The sequence below is a fragment of the Humibacter antri genome (assembly GCF_054777235.1).
Window position 1 is genome coordinate 46,857 of the sequence record NZ_BAAHAW010000009.1, and the last position, 18,984, is coordinate 65,840.

Sequence of the window (18,984 nt, forward strand, 5' to 3'; positions counted from 1 at the left end):
GCATGGTTCCGTTCGTTCGGTCGGTGTGGTGCGTGCTCAGGACAGGTCGGAGATGACGTCTTCCGCCTGGTCGATGGCGATGCGCAACTCGGCCTCACGCTTGCGATAGCCGTCGCTGACGGCAGCGCCGAAGTCGTGAGCCTTGCGGTCCAGTTCGTCGAAGAACTGCTTGCCCTGATCGGTCTTGTTCACCTGGTGTGCGATCGCGAAGCCGGCGGCGATGCCGACGACGAACCAGAGGAAGCTCTTCATTGCGGATCTCCTAGTGGTCGTGAGCGTGGTAGCGGGATTGAGCGTTATCGGCGGGACCGTGGCGCCGGAGTTCAGCGCGGAACGTCGCTGCCGGCCTTACCGCCCCGCCCGAACCGGAACGCAGCGCGCACGGCAGCGCTGAACCCGGCCAGTTTGATGAGCGGACCGCCGACTGTAGCAGCGAAGAGTGCCACCAGCGCCGATACGTTGCCGGTGACATCCTCCACGTTGCGGGTGATGACATCCACCCTCGCGAGCTGTTTGTTGGTCTCTCGGAGCGTCTCCGTCGTCTCCTCGAGGATGGGCGTGAGGCCGTCACTGACCTCTTTGATGGAGTCGGTCGTCTGATCGAACACTTTGCCCAGCTTCACGAGCGGGATCGCCATCAGTGCGACCAATACGGCGAAGACGCCTGCGGCGATCAGGCCGGCGATGTCTCCACCTGACACGGTGCACCATCCATTCCTGTTCGGGAATATACGTGAAGGGCGGGCCGCGTGAACGACCCGCCCTCCAGCGTAGTAGGTGCGACCGGCACGTTGCCCGAAGCGGTCGCCTCGCGCCTGTGTTCCTGCTGCGTAGGCTGTGCCCTTTCGGGCCGCAGCGCGGCCGTACCACGCGGCGCTATCGCGGCTTCGCCGCTCAAACGCTCAATCGCCTCGGTCGAACGAGTGAACTCGCTCGACTCTCGGCCCAATCGCGTCTATCGCGCTGCGTAGTACTCGACGACGAGCTGCACGTCACACGTCACAGGCACCTCGGCGCGCTTAGGACGACGTACCAGACGTGCCTGGAGCTTGTCGAGCTCGACCTCGAGGTAGGCGGGAGTCTTCGCGAGCACATCGGCATTGCCACCGGCAGCGGCCACCTGGAACGGCTCGGTCCCCTCGGAACGCGCCTTGATGTGCACGAGCTGGCCCGGCTTCACGCGGAAGGAGGGGCGGTCGACGATCCGGCCGTCCACGAGGATGTGGCGGTGCACTACGAACTGGCGCGCCTGCGACGTGGTGCGGGCGAAGCCGGCGCGCAGCACGAGAGCGTCGAGACGCATCTCGAGCAGTTCGACGAGGTTCTCACCAGTCAGGCCCTGGGTACGGCGGGCCTCGTTGAACGCGATGCGGAGCTGCTTCTCCCGGATGCCGTACTGGGCGCGCAGGCGCTGCTTCTCGCGCAGACGTACGGCATAGTCGCTGTCGGCCTTGCGCTTGGTGCGACCGTGCTCACCGGGAGCGTACGGACGCTTCTCCATGATGCGAGCGGCCTTCGGGGTCAGGGCGACGCCCAGCGACCGCGAGAGGCGGGTCTTGCTGCGGGAACGTGAGGACACGTCTTTCCTTTCGTAGTTCTTCTCGCTTGTGCTGCCTGAAGCGGCGTGAACCGCGGCAGCCATTGGCTGATCCGGCGACGCATGTCAGATCGACATCCACGGCGACCTGCTGCCAGGCACGCCGCTGTCGCTTTCGCAATGGGAGGGATGGCCGGGGATGCTCGGCTACAGAGCTTTTCCCTGTCGAGAAGGATGCCCGCAGCCGCACGGATTCCTTCTTCTCGGCCCGACAATGATAGCAGAGCCCAGCAGGGCGTCGCGTCACTTGCCTTTCGTGATGCGCCGCAGTTTCGCGAGCCGCGCGGCGATCTCCCGTTCACGGCCATGCTCGGTCGGGGTGTAGTAGATCGAGTCCTTCAATGCGTCCGGCAGGTATTGCTGACGCACCACGCCCAGCTCGTCGTCGTGCGGATACACGTAACCCTTGCCGTGGCCGAGTCGTTTCGCGCCCGGGTAGTGCGCGTCGCGCAATGGCTTCGGAACACGACCGATCTTTCCGGCGCGCACATCCGCGATCGCGGCATCCAGTGCCATGTATGCCGCGTTCGACTTCGGTGCAGTGGCGAGATGCACCACGGCCTGGGCCAGTGGAATGCGCCCCTCAGGCATGCCGATGTACTGCACCGCGTCGGCGGCGGCCACCGCAACGCCGAGCGCGCCGGGGTCGGCCATGCCGATGTCTTCGGAGGCGAGCACGATGATGCGGCGGGCGATGAACCGAGGATCCTCGCCCGCCTCGATCATGCGAGCCAGGTAGTGTAGCGCCGCGTCCACGTCCGACCCGCGCACCGACTTGATGAACGCACTGATGACGTCGTAATGCTCGTCGCCGTTGCGGTCGTAACGCAGCAATGCCCTGTCGACGGCGGATGCCACGAGCTCCGCGGTCACCACCGGCGCTGCGTCCTCCGCGGCCTTCCCCTCATCGACCCGTTCCGCATCCTCGCTCCCGCGTGCGTTGTCGACGGCAGCGTTGGCGGCCGCTTCCAGCGCTGTCAGTGCACGTCGCGCATCCCCCGAGGCGAGTCGGATCAAGGCCGCGCGGGCTTCGGCCTCCACGATCACGGCATTCTTCAACCCACGCTCGTCGCTCACCGCCCGATCGATGAGCGTTCCGAGGTCGTCATCGGAGAGCGGCTCGAGAGTGAGCAGGAGGGAACGGGAAAGCAGAGGAGAGATGACCGAGAACGACGGGTTCTCCGTCGTCGCCGCAACAAGGATGACCCATCCGTTCTCGACGCCAGGCAGAAGGGCGTCCTGCTGGGCCTTCGTGAAGCGATGGATCTCGTCGAGGAACAGCACAGTCGATACGCCGTAGAGGTCGCGGTTCGACTTCGCCTCCTCCATCACGGCACGCACGTCGCGCACGCCGGCGGTGACGGCGGACTGTTCGACGAAACGGCGCCCTGAGGAATGAGCGATGACCTGAGCGAGTGTCGTCTTGCCGGTTCCAGGTGGTCCCCACAGGATGACCGACACCGAACCGCGCTCCCCCGTCGTGTCACCGGCGAGGCCGACCAGCGGGGAGCCGGGCGTGAGCAGATGGCGCTGCCCCGCTATCTCATCGAGCCGGCGAGGACGCATCCGCACGGCCAGCGGGGTGGCGCCCGCGCGAAGCCCCTGCTGTGTGCCCGGCATGTGTCCAAGGATAGAAGGTGCCGATCACACGCGACTGAGCCGAGAGCCCTGCAAGCTTGCTTGCAAGGCCGAGGCGATGGAGTGTGTTGAGCCGTGGAGCCGCGATAGAGTTCCTTTCTGGGATCGGCCCGGCCTCGGTCCCGGGCCGCCACGGCCCCCGAACACCCTGACTCGGCGTTGCCGACGCGCCGAAGTGGAGGATGCCCGTGTCCCCGAAGAGGCAGAACGACCGTGATGCGCGCCAGTCGCGCGATCGCCTGCGCGCATATCAGGCGCGTCAGGCCGTGCACGAGCACACGAAGAAGCGGCGCGTGAGAGACAACGCGATCGCGGGAGGCGTTGTGGTCGTCGTACTCGCGCTGGCGGTCGTGCTTCAGCTGACCTACTTCGCGGCGGGACCAGGCAAGCCTGTCTCGTCTCCGAAGGCTTCCGCTTCGTCCACCGCAACGCCCACTCCGGCCGCGACCGGGAAGAACGAGGGCGACGTGCCGTCGAAGACATTGGCCGATGGACGCACCTGGACCGGAACGCTCACCGTCAACGGCATTCCGCTAGGCGTCTCGCTCGACGGGGCGAAGGCGCCGCAGGCGGTTTCGTCGATGATCTCGCTCGCCAAGAAGAACTTCTTCAACGGCACCGTCTGTCACCGTCTCACGACCGGTGCCACGTTCAAGGTGCTGCAGTGCGGCGACCCGAAGGGTGACGGAACGGGCGGCCCCGGCTACAGCTTCGGCCCGATCGAGAACGCGCCGGCCGACGGTAAGTACTCCGCCGGCACCATCGCGATGGCCAGGCAGAGCGGCAATGCATACAGCAACGGGAGTCAGTTCTTCATCGTCTACGGCGACACGACCATTCCGAACGACAGCGCAGGAGGTTACTCGGTGATCGGCACGGTCACGAGCGGACTCGATGAGCTCAAGACGGATGTCACAGACAAGGGCGTGCAGGGCGGCGGCAGCGACGGCAAGCCCGTCGTCAGCCCGAAGATCGATTCCTTCACGCTCCAGTAACGGCCTGGTATCGACCCAGGAGCGCGCCTTCAGCGGTGCAATAGGCTTGATAGGCAGCAACGACGGTCACCCCCGGCCGTCTTCGAACAGGTGAGGCTCGTGTCAACTACTGATCAGCACCCGTGGGGTCGTGTCGACGAGGCCGGCGTGGTCTACGTGCGCACTGCGGACGGTGAGCGTGTCGTCGGCGAGTATCCGGATGCGTCGGCGGAGGAGGCGATCGCCTACTTCGAGCGCAAGTATGCCGACCTCGCCGGACAAGTCGGGCTCCTGGAGCAGCGGGCGCGCCGTGGCGCTCCTGCCGCCGATGTCGCGAAGGCCGTCGCAACGTTGCGCGGCTCCGTCGCAGCGGCCAATGCAGTGGGCGATCTCGTGGCACTCGATGAGCGGCTCGCCAAGCTCGGCGGTACCGTCGAGGAACTCACCGAGCAGCAGTCGGCCGAGGCGAAGGCCGCCGTTGAGCATGCCATCGCGGAGCGTACGGCGATCGTCGAGCACGTCGAGGCGCTTGCGGCCGAAGATTCGGCCACCACGCAATGGAAGCAGGCGAGCGCGCGACTCGACGAGCTGTTCTCGGCGTGGCAGAAGCACCAGCACGAGGGCCCGCGCATTCCGAAGAGCGACGCCAACGAGTTGTGGAAGCGATTCAGAACGGCGCGAACGACGCTTGAACGCAACCGTAAGGCGTTCTTCGCCGATCTGGACTCGCAGCACCGAGACGTGCGCGCACGTAAGACGGAGTTGATCGTCCACGCCGAGGCACTCGCGCCGCTGGGGGCGGACGGGGTACCGCAATACCGGTCGCTGCTCGACGACTGGAAGCGGGCGGGCCGCGCCGGCAAGCGGAACGACGACGCACTCTGGGCGAGGTTCAAGGCTGCCGGAGACGTGCTCTACGCGGCGAAGGCCGAGTCCGACGCAGTCGAGAACGAGGAATACCAGCACAACCTGGAGCAGAAACTGGCACTGCTGACGGAAGCCGAGCCGCTTCTGAAGGCCGTGGATCGGACGGCCGCGCGATCCACGCTGCTGTCCATCCAGACGCGATGGGACGCGATCGGCAAGGTTCCCCGTGACCAGATGAAGTCTGTCGAGGAGCGCTTGCGCAAGGTTGAGACGGCCGTGCGCAAGCTCGATGACGAGCATTGGGAGCGCAGCAATCCGGAGAAGAAGGCACGCTCCGAGGGACTCGCTGCGCAGTTGACGGATGCCATCACAAGGCTCGAAGAAGAACTTGAAGCGGCGAAGGCATCCGGTGACGCCAGGGCGATCGCGCAGGCCCAAGAAGCGCTCGACGCCCGCAAGGCCTGGCTGGCGGCACTGCGCTGAGCGTGATTCCGCACTGACCGTTCTCCGACCCTGAGTTGCCGCCGCGGCGTTCTCCACCGTAGGGCGAGCGTTGCATCTTCTCCACGGATGCCAGCGTTCGACGGCGATGGTCGGCGGCGTGGCGCGACCATGGGGGCATGGCGCACGCAATGGCATCCGTACTCGCCCCTGGCGCACTCTCGCTGGCAGAGCTGCACGCTGCCCGACTCGACGGTGAGTTGTTCGCCATCGACGAACGGTTCTCCCCCGTCGACGAGGTCGAGAACGCGTGGTTGCGAGCGAGAGCGTTGCGGAGCGTCGCCGGAACACGCATGATCGCCGAGCTCGACAGCGCCCTTTGGGTTCATGGGCTGCTGCCGCTTGCGCCGCCGATCCACACGATGTGCGTACCGCGATCCGATCGTGTCAAGTTCCCGCCGTCACCGCGCTTCGAGCTCCGGGAGATGACGCACGAGCCGGGCGACTCCGTGGAGATCGCAGGGCTTCGTGTCACAGTCCCGGCCCGCATCATGTACGACCTGGCGTTCGTGGAGCGGGAGGACGCCCGGGTCGCGGCACGGAGCATCCTCGATCGTCATCCGTGGCTCGCGGGCGAGTGCGCACGACGGATCGCCACGACTCCGAACCTGCCGGGCAAGGGCCGTGCCCTTCGGCTGCTGGCGGAATGGGACCGGCAGACTACCGGCCCGACGCATACATCGAAGGTGCGATCTCAGCCGGCACTGACGCGGTACACGTCGTAGACCGCGTCGATTCTGCGTACCGCGTTGAGCACCCGATCCAGGTGTGTGGTGTCGCCCATCTCGAAGACGAACCGGCTCAGCGCGAGGCGATCACTGGAGGTGGAGACCGTCGCCGAGAGGATGTTCACGTGGTGCTCGGAGAGCACCCTGGTCACATCCGAGAGCAGGCCGGCTCGATCGAGCGCCTCCACCTGGATCTGTACGAGGAAGACGCTCTTCGACGACGGGGCCCATTCGACGTCGATCATGCGCTCCGGTTCGCGCATCAGGTCCTGCACGTTGTGGCAGTCCGCCTGGTGCACGCTCACTCCCGAGCCGCGGGTGATGAAGCCGACGATCGGGTCCCCTGGCACCGGAGTGCAGCACTTTGCCAGTTTGACGAGAATGTCCGGCGCACCGCGCACAAGCACGCCGGAGTCGCTGTTGCGCAGCCTGCGGCCGCGGACCCGCGCTGGAGGCGGCAGCTCGGTGACGTCGCTCTCCGTCTCGGATTGCAGTGATGCGACGACCTTCTCGAGCACGGACTGCGTGCTGACGTGGCCCTCGCCGATCGCAGCGTAGAGCGCGGAGACGTCGTCGTACTTCATCTGCGCCGCGACCTCGCCGAGCGAGTCCTGCGTCATCAACCTCTGCAGCGGGAGATTCTGTTTGCGCATGGCGCGGGCGATGGCATCCTTGCCCTGCTCGATCGCTTCGTCACGACGCTCTTTCGTGAACCATTGCCGGATCTTGTTGCGCGCCCGCGGGCTCTTCACGAAATTGAGCCAGTCCTGGCTCGGGCCGGAGTCGGGGTTCTTCGACGTGAAGACTTCGACCACGTCACCGGTCGAGAGCGGTGACTCCAGCGGCACCAGACGACCGTTCACCCTGGCGCCCATCGTGCGGTGCCCGACCTCGGTGTGCACGGCGTATGCGAAGTCCACGGGCGTGGCGCCGGAGGGCAGCCCGATCACCCTGCCCTTCGGGGTGAAGACGTAGACCTCCTTGGCACCGATCTCGAATCGGAGTGAGTCGAGGAACTCGCTCGGATCCGCCGTTTCGGCCTGCCAGTCCGAGATATGCGCGAGCCACGCCATGTCGGTGTCGACCTTGCCGATGTCGTCGGCTTTGCCACCGGCGACGCGCTCCTTGTACTTCCAATGGGCCGCGACGCCGAACTCGGCGCGCTGGTGCATCTCCTCGGTACGGATCTGGATCTCGACCGCACGGCCCTCCGGCCCGATGACCGTGGTGTGCAGCGACTGGTACAGGTTGAACTTCGGTGTCGCGACGTAGTCCTTGAACCGGCCGGGCATCGGCGTCCATCTCGCGTGGATCTGTCCGAGCACGGCATAGCAGTCGCGCACCGAATTGACGATGACACGGATGCCCACCAGGTCGTAGATCTCATCGAACTCGCGTCCGCGCACGACCATCTTCTGATAGATCGAGTAGTACTGCTTCGGCCGGCCGACCACCTTGCCGCGGATCTTGGCGGACTTCAAGTCGTCGTTGATGGAATCCGTCACCTGCTGCACCACTCGTTCCCGCTCGGGAGAACGCTGCTTGACGAGATTCTCGATCTCGACGTAAAGCTTGGGATACAGCACCGCGAACGAGAGGTCTTCCAGTTCCCACTTGATCGTCTGGATTCCGAGCCGATGCGCGAGCGGGGCGTAGATCTCCAAGGTCTCGGTGGCCTTGCGGGTCGCCGTGGCCGGTGGGACGAAACCCCAGGTGCGCGCGTTGTGCAGTCGGTCGGCCAGCTTGATGATCAGCACGCGGATGTCTTTCGACATCGCCACGATCATCTTGCGGACGGTCTCGGCCTGTGCACTCTCGCCGTACTTGACCTTGTCGAGCTTGGTGACGCCGTCGACCAGCATGCCGATCTCATCGCCGAAATCGGCGCGCAATTCATCGAGCGCGTAGTCGGTGTCTTCGACCGTGTCGTGCAGCAACGCCGCCGCGATCGCCTTCGAACCGATGCCGAGGTCGGCCAAGATCTGGGCGACCGCGACCGGATGCGTGATGTAAGGTTCGCCGCTCTGCCGCGTCTGTCCGGCGTGCGCACGTTCAGCGACGGTGTAGGCGCGTTCGATCAGGGCGAGATCGGCCTTGGGATGGTGCAACCGCACGGTCTTCAAGAGCGTGTCCACCGCACCAGCGGGCTGCTGGGCCCTGGAGAAGATCCGAGGCACGAGGCGGCGCAGAGAGGCGGTCTGCTGTGTTGTCGTATCGACCATCAGCATCCCCTCCCGAGTCTCATTATCGCGACTCGATACCGACGGCGTCGGCGGGTCCGCCCACAGCGCACGTCGCTTACCGTGCCTGCTCGGCTTCGGTGCCGACGACATCGCCGCCGGACGCCTGCCACGCCACCATGCCGCCCGCGATGTCGATCGCCGAGTAGTCGGCATCGACCAAGGCGTCCGTGACCATCCGAGAGCGCTGACCGACGTGGCAGATCACCGCGATGGTGACGTCGTCGGGCAGTTCGCCCTGCCGCGGTCCCAGTTCGCCGAGCGGGATGTGATGGGCGGCCGAGGCGTGCCCGGAGCTCCACTCGAAGTCCTCGCGCACATCGAGCAGCCACAGTTCACCGGATGCGACGAGCGAGATCGCCTCGCCTGCCGTGACCGACTCTCCTGGCTCGTGTGTCACTTGGCGGGGACGACCTCGGTGACCGGTGACTTCGATCTCGCCGCCAGAACCTTGCGATCGTGTTTGACGATCTCTTTCTCACCACGTCGGAAGTCCGCGTAGAGGGGGGCTGCGATGAAGATCGTCGAGTACGTTCCGATCAGAATGCCGATGAAGAGCGCGAGCGAGATGTCGCGCAGCGTGTCGGCTCCGAGAACGAACGCGCCGATGAAGAGGATCGCGGCCACCGGGAGCGCCGCGACGACAGCGGTGTTGATCGAGCGCACGAGAGTCTGGTTGACGGCGAGGTTCACCGACTCCGCAAACGTGTGTTTCAGCGCGTCCTTGTCCTGCCCGGTGTTCTCCCTGATCTTGTCGAACACCACCACGGTGTCGTACAGCGAATATCCAAGGATCGTGAGGAAGCCGATCATCGTCGCGGGGGTGATCTCGAAGCCGACCAGAGCGTAGATTCCCGCCGTGATGATCAGGTCGTGGAAGAGCGAGAGGATCGCGGCGGCGGACATCTTCCACGTTCGGAAGTACAACGCCATCGCGATGAACGCGAGCAGAAGGAACACGACGAGTCCCTGAATCGCCTGTCTGGAGACGTCCGCTCCCCAGCTCGGGCCGATGAAGGTCGAGGCGACATCGGCGACGGGAACGCCGTAGGCCGACGCGAGGTTGCTCGTCACGGACCTCGTCTGGCCGGTCGTCAGCTGATCGGTCTGAACGCGGATGCCCTGACCGCCGGTGCCGTTGGTGACGCTGACCTGCACCACGGCGTTCGGCTTGACCTCGTGCACCGCCTTCTCGGCGAGCGACTGGTCGGTGGTCTTGACGTCGGAGACGGTGAACTGGGAACCGCCGCGGAAATCGATGCCGAAGTTGAAGCCGCCCTTGGCGATCGGAATGATCACCGCCGCGACGATGAGAACGGCCGCGATGACATACCAGATCTTGCGTTTGCCGACGAAGTCGATCGAGCGTGCGCCGGTATAGAGGTCGTTGCCGAACTTCTGGAAGCGTGTGGCGGCCATCAGGAGTCCTTCTCGTCCTTTTCGGCCTTGCTGCCGCCGGCGGCGACGAGTTCGGCCTGCTTGCGCTCCGCGATCGTCTGACGCTTCGTGGCCTCGCGGCTGCTCGCGGCGCGTTTGGTATCGCTGACGGTCGTGGACGTGCGGAATTGCGCGGCTCCACGATAGACAGCACCCAGCGCGTCCGGATCCAGTCCCGACCATTTGTTGCCGCTGGCGAAGAAGCGTGTCCGTGCCAGCAGTTGGAGGGTTGGATGCGTGAACATGATGACGATCAGCACGTCGAGCACGGTCGTGACGCCCAGCGTGAACGCGAAGCCCTGCACGTTGCCGACGGCGAGCACGTACAACACGATCGCGGCAAGCAGGTTGGTGGACTTCGACGCATAGATGGTGCGCTTCGCGCGTTTCCAGCCGGCCTCCACCGCAGAGGTGAGTGTTCTGCCGTCACGGAGCTCGTCGCGTATTCGCTCGAAATACACGATGAACGAGTCGGCGGTGAAGCCGATTGCGACGATCAGGCCGGCGACGCCGGCGAGCGAGAGGCGGTAATCGATGCGCCACGACAGGATCGTGATCACGAGATAGGTGAGCAGCGCGGCCACGACCAGTGACGTGATCGTCACGAGTCCCAGCAGCCGGTACTGGAAGAGCGTGTAGACGACCACGAGGAGCAGGCCGATCGCACCGGCGATCAGTCCGCTGAGGAGCTGTGTGGAGCCCAGTGTCGCGGAGATGGTGTCGGAACTCTGCACCTTGAAGCTGACGGGCAAGGCGCCGAACTTCAGCTGGTCGGCGAGGGTCTGCGCCGAGGTCTGGGTGAAGCTGCCGCTGATCTGCGCTTGGCCGTTCGTGATCGAGCCCTGCATGGCAGGCGCTTCCAACACCTTGCCGTCGAGCACGAACGCGAATCGCGCGCGCGGGTCGTTGGCATTCTTGCTGTAGTACCCGTACAGCCGGGTGCTCACCGTGCCGAAGTCCTTCGTGCCCTGGCCGTTGAATGTGAGGTTGACGACCCATTGCCCCGTCGAGTTGCCGCTCGAATCCGTGGCCATCCCCGCCGTGGCGTTCGTGATCTCAGAGCCCTGCACCTCGACCGGACCGAGCAGATACTTCGCCGACGATTTGTCGTCGCAGGTGATGAGCGGCTTGTCGGCCGGAGCCACGTTCGTGGTGCCGTCCTTCAGCGACGAGCAGTTGAACGCGTTGTACTGGGCTTGCAGGGCGGGAGTGATCCAGGCAGTATCGCTGCCGTTCGTGGGCTTCGCCGTCGGCGTGGCCTGCAGAGTGGGAGCGGGCGACGGGTACGGAGTGGTCTTGCCGTTGGAACCGACGAACGTGTTCGTCGGGGCTCCCGTGAGCAGCACCGGCCGCAGCTCCATCTTCGAAGAGGACTTGATGCGGTTCAGCGTGGCCTGGTCGGGCGTGCCGGGGATGGAGACCACGATGTTGTCGCTGCCCTGCGTGCTCACTTGAGCTTCGGACACGCCGGCCGCGTCGACGCGCTCCCGGATGATCGAGACGGCTTGGTTGAGCTCGTCGTTGCTGATCGACTGACCGCCCTCGAGTTGCGGGGTCAGGATGATCTCGGTTCCGCCCTCGAGATCGAGGCCGAGCTTCGGCAGCCAGGTCGCGTTCGAGAACAACACACCGCCGCCGAGTACGAGCATGAGCGCGACCACGATCACGCCGAGCCAGATCAGCGACCGCGAGGCGCTCTTCACCGGGGACGAATTCGCCACTGAGAACTCAGCTTTCTATGCTCGTGCGGCAGCCGTCGTCGGCCGCCGCACGGAGGAAGGGACTACTCGTCGATATTCTTCGACGAGGCGTTCTTCGCTGCGGTGTCGACATCCTCGATCCGCTCCCCGAACTGCGGCTTCGTCTCGACCGCGGGGGTTTCGGTCGCGGTGTCCGCAACGTCTGTCGCGGTCTCGTTCGCGTCCTCGGGGACTGTCTCCACACGGCCGATGGTCTGACGGTGCACGGTGAGGATGTGCCCGGGGCTCGTCTCGAGTTCGACCTTGTTGGTCTCCTCGTCGATGGAGACGATCGTGCCGAAGACACCGAAGTTCGTCATCACGGTGGCACCCGGCACGACCTTCTTCTGCAGCTCGGATGCCTGCTTCTGCCGCTTGCGGCTGCTGCGGAACATGAAGAAGATGAGGGCCGCCAGGACGACGACCATGACTATGGTCAGGATGTTCTGATCCAACGTGGAACCTTCCGGAAATGAGGGGCAAGGGTAACAACCACCTCATTGGCATGGGGGCTGCAGGCTAACTAAAGATTATAGGTCATCGATGAAGAGGGCTTGCTGCGCGCCAGCAGGGGACTTCCTCGGTATTCCCAGGTGGTCCCACGCTGCCGGTGTGGCCACCCGGCCACGTGGCGTGCGGGTGATGAGTCCGATCCGCACGAGGAACGGCTCCACCACCGACTCGATCGTATCCGCCTCTTCGCCCACCGAGACCGCCAGCGTGTTCAGACCGACCGGGCCGCCGTCGAAACGCGTCAGGATAGCCTGCATCACTGCTCGATCGATTCGGTCGAGTCCGAGTTCGTCGACGTCGTAGAGCTCGAGCGCCGCGCGCACGGCGTCGCGGTTCGCCTGCCCGCCGTGAACGAGCGCATAGTCTCGCACACGTCGCAGAAGGCGATTGGCGATGCGCGGCGTGCCCCGGCATCGTCCCGCGATCTCGGCCACGGCGTCCTTGTCGATCTCGAAGTCGATGAGCACGGCGGCGCGTTCGAGCACCCGCTCGAGTTCGGCGTCGTCGTAGAACTCGAGATGGGCGGTGAATCCGAAGCGATCGCGCAGTGGATTGGGCAGCAACCCAGAGCGGGTCGTCGCGCCGACGAGCGTGAACGGCGCGAGATCCAGCGGAATCGAGGTCGCCCCCGCTCCCTTGCCGACCATGATGTCGATGCGGAAGTCCTCCATGGCGAGGTACAGCATCTCCTCGGCCGAGCGGGCCATGCGATGGATCTCATCGATGAACAGCACCTCGCCCGGCACGATCGACGACAGCAACGCCGCGAGGTCGCCGGCGTGCTGGATGGCGGGCCCGCTCGACATGCGAAGGGTGCGGCCGCTCTCGTGTGCGACGATCATCGCGAGCGTCGTCTTTCCAAGGCCGGGGGGGCCCGCGAGCAGGATGTGGTCGGGCGTGCGCTCCTGCATGCGGGCGGCGGTGAGCAGCAACTGCAGCTGCCCTCGCACCTTGGACTGCCCGACGAACTCCGCGAGCGATTTCGGACGCAGGGCCCCCTCGAAGGCCAGTTCCGCCTCGGATTGCGCGTCGGGAGCCGTGAGATCGCCGCTCATGCCTGCTGCCTGGCGGTCGGGCCGAGCCGTGACAGTGCCAGCCGCAACAGCGCCTGAACCGTGTCGCGCTCCTGCTCGGCATGTTCATCGACCAGATCGCGCACGACCTCGGTCGCCGTCTTCTCCGGCCAGCCCAGCCCGACGAGAGCGATGACGACGCTGTCTGACACGTCGGAGCGCGGTATCTGTGCTGCGGTCTGGACCGGTTTGGCCGGCGCGAAGAGCTTGCCGGTGAGCGACACGACGATGAGCTTCGCGGTCTTCGGGCCGATGCCGCTCACCTTGCGAAACGCTGCGTCGTCATCCGAGGCCACAGCTAGCGCGATCTCGTCGGGTGAGAGTGCCGCGAGTACGCCGAGTGCCGACTTCGGGCCGACCCCGGAGACGCCGATGAGTGCATCGAACACCCCGAGGTGCTCCCTGGCGGGAAAGCCGAACAGCGCGACGGACTCCTGCCGCAGCACCATCGACGTGTGCACCGTCGTCTCCTCGCCGACCCGCAGCCCCCTGGCGTGATCGGGCGTGATCTGAACGGCGTATCCCACTCCCCCGACGTCGATGACGGCGAGGCCGTCGGATGCCCGCAGTACGGTTCCGCGAAGGGAGGAGATCACCTCGCAAGCCTAGGTGCGGCTCCCGCGGCCTTCTCGGCGGCGCGCCACGCCTGCTGCGCCGGCGTCAGGGTCGAAGAGCCGGCGTCGGCCGCGACCAGAGGTGCGCGCCAGGCATGGCAGATCGCGATGGCCAAGGCATCCGCCGCGTCTGCCGGCTTGGGGACCTGTTCGAGCCCTAGAACCTTGGCCACCATATTCTGCACTTGCCGCTTCTCCGCCGTGCCGTATCCGGTGATCGCCGCCTTCACCTCTGTAGGGGTGTGCAGGCCGACGGGAAGCCCGCGGGATGCCGCAGCGTGCAGCGCGACGCCGCTGATCTGTGCCACGCCCATCACAGTGCGTACGTTGTGCTGGGCGAAGACGCGCTCGATGGCGATCGCGTCGGGACGATGCTGATCCATGAGCGCGGCGATAGCGTCGCCGATGATCAGGAGTCGCCGCTCGAGCGGCGTATCCGTCGTGGTCCGGATGACCGTGACCGCGACGAGTGTCGCACGTCTGTCCGGTGCGATGTCGACCACGCCGACGCCGCACCGGGTCAACCCTGGGTCGATCCCGAGCACCCGCACGGCGTCTCTCCGCATCTGACCGTCCGCGCGACCCGCAGACGGTGTCGCTCTACTCGTCGTCTTCGAGTTCGGCCTGGACCTCGGGGCTGAGGTCGAGGTTGGTGTAGACGTTCTGCACGTCGTCGGAGTCCTCGAGCGCGTCGATCAACCTGAACACCTTGCGGGCGGTCTCGACGTCGCCTTCGACCTTCACCTGGGGGACGAACTCGACGTCGGCCGAGTCGTAGTCGATGCCTGCATCCTGCAGTGCAGTGCGCGTGGCGACGAGGTCGCTCGCCTCCGTCACCACCTCGAAGCCCTCGCCCTGAGGTGTGACCTCTTCAGCCCCTGCGTCGAGCACGGCGGTCAGCACATCATCTTCGGTGGTACCTTCGCCGGGAACCACGATGACGCCCTTGCGGTGGAAGTTGTACGAGACCGATCCTGGATCGGCCATCGTGCCGCCGTTTCGGGTCATCGCCGTGCGCACATCGGCCGCCGCACGGTTCTTGTTGTCGGTGAGGCACTCGATGAGCAGCGCGACTCCGCTCGGACCATAGCCCTCGTACATGATCGTCGCGTAGTCGATACTCTCGCCGGTCAGGCCGGCGCCCCGCTTGATGGCGCGGTCGATGTTGTCGTTGGGGACCGAGGTCTTCTTCGCCTTCTGGACGGCATCGACCAGGGTCGGGTTGCCGGAGAGGTCGGCGCCGCCGATCTTGGCAGCAACCTCGATGTTCTTGATGAGCTTGGCGAACGACTTGGCACGGCGTGCATCGATGACCGCCTTCTTGTGCTTCGTGGTGGCCCACTTGGAATGCCCGGACACAGTGCTCCTGAAGTTTCGTGAAAGATCGGGTCCATTCTATGCAAGGCCACCGAACGCCTTTGCCGCCCTGCCGAGCGCTTCCGGCCTTCGCCGACATGGCATGATCGACCGGTGAAGACCCTCTCGATCCAGTCCGCCGTCGCCTACGGTCACGTCGGGAACTCCGCCGCCGTATTCCCTCTGCAGCGGATCGGCGTCGAGGTTCTGCCTGTGAACACGGTCAACTTCTCGAACCACACCGGGTACGGTGCATGGCGGGGGCCGCTGATCGCTCCGTCCGACGTCGCCGAGGTCATCGCCGGCATCGAGGACCGCGGAGTTTTTCCGGAGATCGACGTCGTGCTCTCCGGCTATCAGGGCAGCGACGGGATCGGCGACGTCATCCTCGATGCCGTCGCGCGCGTGAAGGGCGCCAACCCGAACGCGATCTATTCATGCGATCCGGTGATGGGCAACGCGAAATCCGGGTGCTTCGTCGCACCGGAGATTCCGGTGCTGCTGCGCGACCGTGTCGTGCCCACCGCCGACATAGTGACACCGAACCAGTTCGAGCTCGGATACCTGTCCGACACCCGGCCCGACACCCTTGAGTCGACACTCGCCGCCGTCGACGCTCTGCGCGCGACAGGCCCGCACGTCGTGCTGGTCACCAGCGTCGAGCGCCCCGACCGGGAACCGCACACGATCGAGATGCTCGCGGTCGATGCACATGGCGCCTGGATCGTTCAGACCCCGCTCATTCCGATGAAAGCCAACGGGTCCGGAGACGTGACCGCCGCACTCTTCACCGCGCACTACCGATCGGGCGCGGGTGCGGCCGATGCGCTCGGCCGCACCGTATCGAGCGTCTACGACCTGCTCGCCCTCACGAACGAGCGAGGCTCCCGGGAGCTGCTACTGGTGGAATCGCAGGAGTTCTTCGCACACCCTCGGATGCAGTTCCGCGTTCAGCAGGTGCGCTGACCGGCGAGCCGACATCTGTGCTCCCCCGGGGCGCTCAACTGGCTCGATCGACTCGGCAGAGCTCGCAGCGTGCTCTGCTCTCGTCTGCCGTGTCAGTTCGGCCAAGCATCGGCGATGGCCTGCCGCACCTCGCCGAGAAGCTGCGGCAGTGCCTTCGTCTTGGCGACGATCGGCAGGAAGTTGGCGTCGGCGCGCCACCGGGGCACAACGTGCTGATGAAGGTGAGAAGCGATGCCGGCGCCGGCGATCTCGCCCTGGTTCATGCCGATATTGAACCCATCGTTCCGTGAGACGGAGCGGATGACCCGCATCGCGGTCTGCGTGATGGTCGCGATCTCGTCGGTCTCCTCGGGCGTCGCCTCGTCGTACAACGACACGTGACGGTATGGGCAGACCAGCAGGTGTCCGCTGTTGTACGGGAACAGATTCAGCAGAGCGTATGCCTGCACGCCGCGGTGCACGATCAACGATTGTTCGTCGGACAGCGAGGGAGCCATGCAGAACGGGCATTCGCCGGCGTGCGGTGCCCGCTGGCCCTGCTGGATGTACACCATGCGATGGGGTGTCCACAGGCGCTGGAACTCGTCTGGCACACCGGCGAGCAGCGAGGGATCGTCCAGCTGAACCCGCTGAAGGTCATCGCCTTCCGCCGGATCATACGAATCCAGCGTCAGGCGGGCCATGCCGTGACGACCTGCTCATGTTCGTGGATGGACCGGACGATGCGCTCGATCGCGTCGTCGATCGGAACGCCGTTCAGCTGCGAGCCATCACGGAACCGGAAGCTGACGGTACCGCCAGAGCGGTCCTGCTCCCCCACGATCAGCTGGAAAGGCACCTTCTGGGTCGTAGCGTTCCGGATCTTCTTCTGCATGCGATCGTCGGAACGGTCGACTTCCACCCGCACGTCGTGCTCGCGAAGACGGCGCGCAACCTCTTCAAGATACGGGGTGTATTCGTCGGCGACCGGGATTCCGATCACCTGCACCGGAGACAGCCAGACGGGGAAGGCGCCGGCATAGTGCTCGAGCAGGATGGCGAAGAAGCGCTCGATCGATCCGAGAAGGGCGCGGTGGATCATCACCGGCCGCTTGCGCGTGCCGTCGGCCGCTGTGTATTCCAGCTCGAACAACTCGGGCTCGAAGAAGTCGAGCTGCACGGTGGAGAGCTGCCAGGTGCGGCCGATGGCGTCCTTGGCCTGCACGGAGATCTTGGGGCCGTAGAAGGCCGCACCCCCTGGATCGTCCACGAGCTCGAGCCCCGACTCCAGTGCGACCTGACGCAGGGTCTCGGTCGCTGCCTCCCAGACCGCGTCGTCGCCGACGTACTTCTCCGGGTCCTTCGTCGATAGCTCCAGATAGAAGTCGCTGAGCCCGTATCCGCGCAAGGTGTCCAGCACCAGTTCGAGCTGCGTCGCTATCTCGGCCTTGACATGCTCGGGCGCGACATAGGCGTGCGCGTCGTCCTGTGTGAGTCCGCGCACACGGGTGAGCCCGGAGAGCGTGCCGCTCTTCTCGTATCTGTAGACAGTTCCGAACTCCGCCAATCGTAGGGGCAGTTCTCGGTAGCTGCGTCCGCGGGCCCGGAAGATCAGGTTGTGCATCGGACAGTTCATCGGCTTCAGGTAATAGTCCTGGCCCGGCTTGACGACGGTTCCGTCGGCGTCCGTCTCCTCATCGACATGCATGGGAGGGAACATGCCGTCGGCGTACCACTCGAGGTGCTTGCTGATCTCGTACAGGTGCGCTTTGGTGATGTGCGGCGTGTTGACGAGCTCGTACCCGTTGCGCAGCAGCTGCTTGCGGAGGTAGTCCTCGATCTCGTAGCGGATGATGCCGCCCTTGGGGTGGAACACCGACAGTCCCGAGCCGATCTCGTCCGGAAAGGAGAACAGGTCGAGTTCGGCGCCGAGCTTGCGGTGGTCGCGCCGTGCCGCCTCCGCCATGCGCTCCTGGTACGCGCGCAGCTCATCTTTGGTGGGCCACGCGGTGCCGTAGATGCGCTGCAGTTGCGGGTTCTTCTCGCTCCCCCGCCAGTAAGCAGCGGCAACCCGAGTGAGGGCGAAGCCGTTTCCGATCAGACGAGTGTTCGGTAGGTGCGGGCCCCGGCAGAGGTCTTTCCAGACGACCTCGCCGGTCTTCGGATCGACGTTGTCGTAGATGGTCAGCTCACCGCCGCCGACCTCGACCTCTTCGTTGTCTTGCCCGAGCGCGTCGGCGGATGCCGAGCCGCCCTTCAACCCGATGAGCTCGAGCTTGTAGGGCTCGTCGGCGAGCTCGGCACGTGCCTCATCGTCGGTGACGACCCGCCGCACGAAGCGCTGCCCCTGCCTCACGATGCGCTCCATCGCCTTCTGGAGCGACTTCAGGTCGTCTGGGGTGAAGGACTCGGCGACGTCGAAGTCGTAGTAGAAACCGTCGGTGACCGGCGGGCCGATGCCGAGCTTCGCCTCTGGGTTGATGGATTGCACCGCCTGGGCGAGCACGTGCGCAGCCGAATGCCGCAGGATGTTCAGGCCGTCCGGCGACTCGATGGTCACAGGAACGACGTCGTCCGTCGTCGGCGTGACGCTGAGGTCCTTCAGCTCGCCGTTGACGCGCATGGCGACAACGGAACGGTCGGGAAAGAGCTCGAAACCGTCCGGCACTTTCGACTCCTGAATGGGTAGGCGGGTGAAAAGGGATGCCGTTCCACTTTAGGGGCGAATCGGGGTGGGCCCGACGAGCCCCCGCACGCGCTTG

The 18,984-nt window shown here is 65.4% G+C and carries 19 protein-coding genes; 4 read left to right on the forward strand and 15 right to left on the reverse strand.

What is annotated here, in order from left to right:
- Positions 1–36: 36 nt before the first annotated feature.
- The 4 genes from ACYVDK_RS04740 to ACYVDK_RS04755 all read right to left on the reverse strand — a co-directional run bounded on the left by ACYVDK_RS04740 (position 37) and on the right by ACYVDK_RS04755 (position 3,217).
- Positions 37–252, reverse strand: coding sequence for a hypothetical protein (locus tag ACYVDK_RS04740; protein ID WP_460518689.1), 216 nt, complete (start codon positions 250–252; stop codon positions 37–39).
- Positions 253–323: 71 nt separating this feature from the next.
- Positions 324–701 (reverse strand): DUF948 domain-containing protein, encoded by a 378-nt coding sequence (locus ACYVDK_RS04745; RefSeq protein ID WP_460518692.1) that lies wholly within the window; start codon positions 699–701, stop codon positions 324–326.
- Between the two features lie 254 nt (positions 702–955).
- On the reverse strand, positions 956–1,579 hold the full coding sequence (gene rpsD, locus ACYVDK_RS04750) for a 30S ribosomal protein S4 (protein WP_460518694.1): 624 nt from the start codon (positions 1,577–1,579) through the stop codon (positions 956–958).
- Positions 1,580–1,840: 261 nt separating this feature from the next.
- Positions 1,841–3,217, reverse strand: coding sequence for a replication-associated recombination protein A (locus tag ACYVDK_RS04755; protein WP_460518697.1), 1,377 nt, complete (start codon positions 3,215–3,217; stop codon positions 1,841–1,843).
- A 200-nt stretch (positions 3,218–3,417) separates the two neighbouring features.
- Here ACYVDK_RS04755 and ACYVDK_RS04760 point away from each other — a divergent pair, with 200 nt between their 5' ends.
- The 3 genes from ACYVDK_RS04760 to ACYVDK_RS04770 all read left to right on the forward strand — a co-directional run bounded on the left by ACYVDK_RS04760 (position 3,418) and on the right by ACYVDK_RS04770 (position 6,302).
- Positions 3,418–4,230 carry a peptidylprolyl isomerase gene (locus ACYVDK_RS04760; protein WP_460518699.1) on the forward strand — a complete coding sequence of 271 codons (813 nt, stop codon included), beginning with the start codon at positions 3,418–3,420 and terminating at the stop codon, positions 4,228–4,230.
- A 99-nt stretch (positions 4,231–4,329) separates the two neighbouring features.
- Positions 4,330–5,559: a DUF349 domain-containing protein gene (locus ACYVDK_RS04765; RefSeq protein WP_460518702.1), complete on the forward strand. Its 1,230-nt coding sequence runs from the start codon at positions 4,330–4,332 to the stop codon at positions 5,557–5,559.
- A 137-nt stretch (positions 5,560–5,696) separates the two neighbouring features.
- Positions 5,697–6,302 (forward strand): hypothetical protein, encoded by a 606-nt coding sequence (locus ACYVDK_RS04770; protein WP_460518705.1) that lies wholly within the window; start codon positions 5,697–5,699, stop codon positions 6,300–6,302.
- Here ACYVDK_RS04770 and ACYVDK_RS04775 read toward each other — a convergent pair.
- From ACYVDK_RS04775 to ACYVDK_RS04815, 9 genes are all read right to left on the reverse strand, one after another.
- The gene (locus tag ACYVDK_RS04775; protein ID WP_460518708.1) at positions 6,272–8,527 is read right to left on the reverse strand and encodes a RelA/SpoT family protein; all 2,256 of its coding nucleotides are present in this window, start codon (positions 8,525–8,527) and stop codon (positions 6,272–6,274) included. The two genes, ACYVDK_RS04770 and ACYVDK_RS04775, sit on opposite strands and share 31 nt — an antisense overlap.
- Positions 8,528–8,603: 76 nt before the next feature.
- Positions 8,604–8,945: a rhodanese-like domain-containing protein gene (locus ACYVDK_RS04780; protein WP_460518711.1), complete on the reverse strand. Its 342-nt coding sequence runs from the start codon at positions 8,943–8,945 to the stop codon at positions 8,604–8,606.
- Positions 8,942–9,964, reverse strand: a complete 1,023-nt coding sequence (secF, locus tag ACYVDK_RS04785; RefSeq protein WP_460518714.1) for a protein translocase subunit SecF — start codon at positions 9,962–9,964, stop codon at positions 8,942–8,944. The genes ACYVDK_RS04780 and secF overlap by 4 nt, the downstream gene beginning before the upstream one ends.
- Positions 9,964–11,703 (reverse strand): preprotein translocase subunit SecD, encoded by a 1,740-nt coding sequence (gene secD, locus ACYVDK_RS04790; protein ID WP_460518717.1) that lies wholly within the window; start codon positions 11,701–11,703, stop codon positions 9,964–9,966. Before secD ends, secF begins: the two co-directional genes overlap by 1 nt.
- Before the next feature lie 62 nt (positions 11,704–11,765).
- Complete coding sequence (gene yajC, locus ACYVDK_RS04795) at positions 11,766–12,176, reverse strand: preprotein translocase subunit YajC (RefSeq protein ID WP_460518720.1); 411 nt, start codon at positions 12,174–12,176, stop codon at positions 11,766–11,768.
- A gap of 75 nt (positions 12,177–12,251) precedes the next feature.
- Positions 12,252–13,289 (reverse strand): Holliday junction branch migration DNA helicase RuvB, encoded by a 1,038-nt coding sequence (gene ruvB / locus ACYVDK_RS04800; protein ID WP_460518723.1) that lies wholly within the window; start codon positions 13,287–13,289, stop codon positions 12,252–12,254.
- Positions 13,286–13,903: a Holliday junction branch migration protein RuvA gene (gene ruvA, locus ACYVDK_RS04805; protein WP_460518725.1), complete on the reverse strand. Its 618-nt coding sequence runs from the start codon at positions 13,901–13,903 to the stop codon at positions 13,286–13,288. Before ruvA ends, ruvB begins: the two co-directional genes overlap by 4 nt.
- Positions 13,900–14,487, reverse strand: coding sequence for a crossover junction endodeoxyribonuclease RuvC (gene ruvC, locus ACYVDK_RS04810; RefSeq protein ID WP_460518728.1), 588 nt, complete (start codon positions 14,485–14,487; stop codon positions 13,900–13,902). The genes ruvA and ruvC overlap by 4 nt, the downstream gene beginning before the upstream one ends.
- Before the next feature lie 34 nt (positions 14,488–14,521).
- The gene (locus ACYVDK_RS04815; RefSeq protein ID WP_460518731.1) at positions 14,522–15,280 is read right to left on the reverse strand and encodes a YebC/PmpR family DNA-binding transcriptional regulator; all 759 of its coding nucleotides are present in this window, start codon (positions 15,278–15,280) and stop codon (positions 14,522–14,524) included.
- 111 nt (positions 15,281–15,391) lie between these two features.
- Here ACYVDK_RS04815 and pdxY point away from each other — a divergent pair, with 111 nt between their 5' ends.
- Positions 15,392–16,243 (forward strand): pyridoxal kinase PdxY, encoded by an 852-nt coding sequence (gene pdxY, locus ACYVDK_RS04820; RefSeq protein ID WP_460518734.1) that lies wholly within the window; start codon positions 15,392–15,394, stop codon positions 16,241–16,243.
- Positions 16,244–16,335: 92 nt separating this feature from the next.
- Here pdxY and ACYVDK_RS04825 read toward each other — a convergent pair whose 3' ends face one another.
- Both ACYVDK_RS04825 and thrS read right to left on the reverse strand, forming a co-directional pair.
- Positions 16,336–16,926 carry an HIT family protein gene (locus tag ACYVDK_RS04825; protein ID WP_460518737.1) on the reverse strand — a complete coding sequence of 197 codons (591 nt, stop codon included), beginning with the start codon at positions 16,924–16,926 and terminating at the stop codon, positions 16,336–16,338.
- On the reverse strand, positions 16,914–18,845 hold the full coding sequence (gene thrS, locus ACYVDK_RS04830; protein ID WP_460518964.1) for a threonine--tRNA ligase: 1,932 nt from the start codon (positions 18,843–18,845) through the stop codon (positions 16,914–16,916). Before thrS ends, ACYVDK_RS04825 begins: the two co-directional genes overlap by 13 nt.
- Positions 18,846–18,984 lie beyond the last annotated feature (139 nt).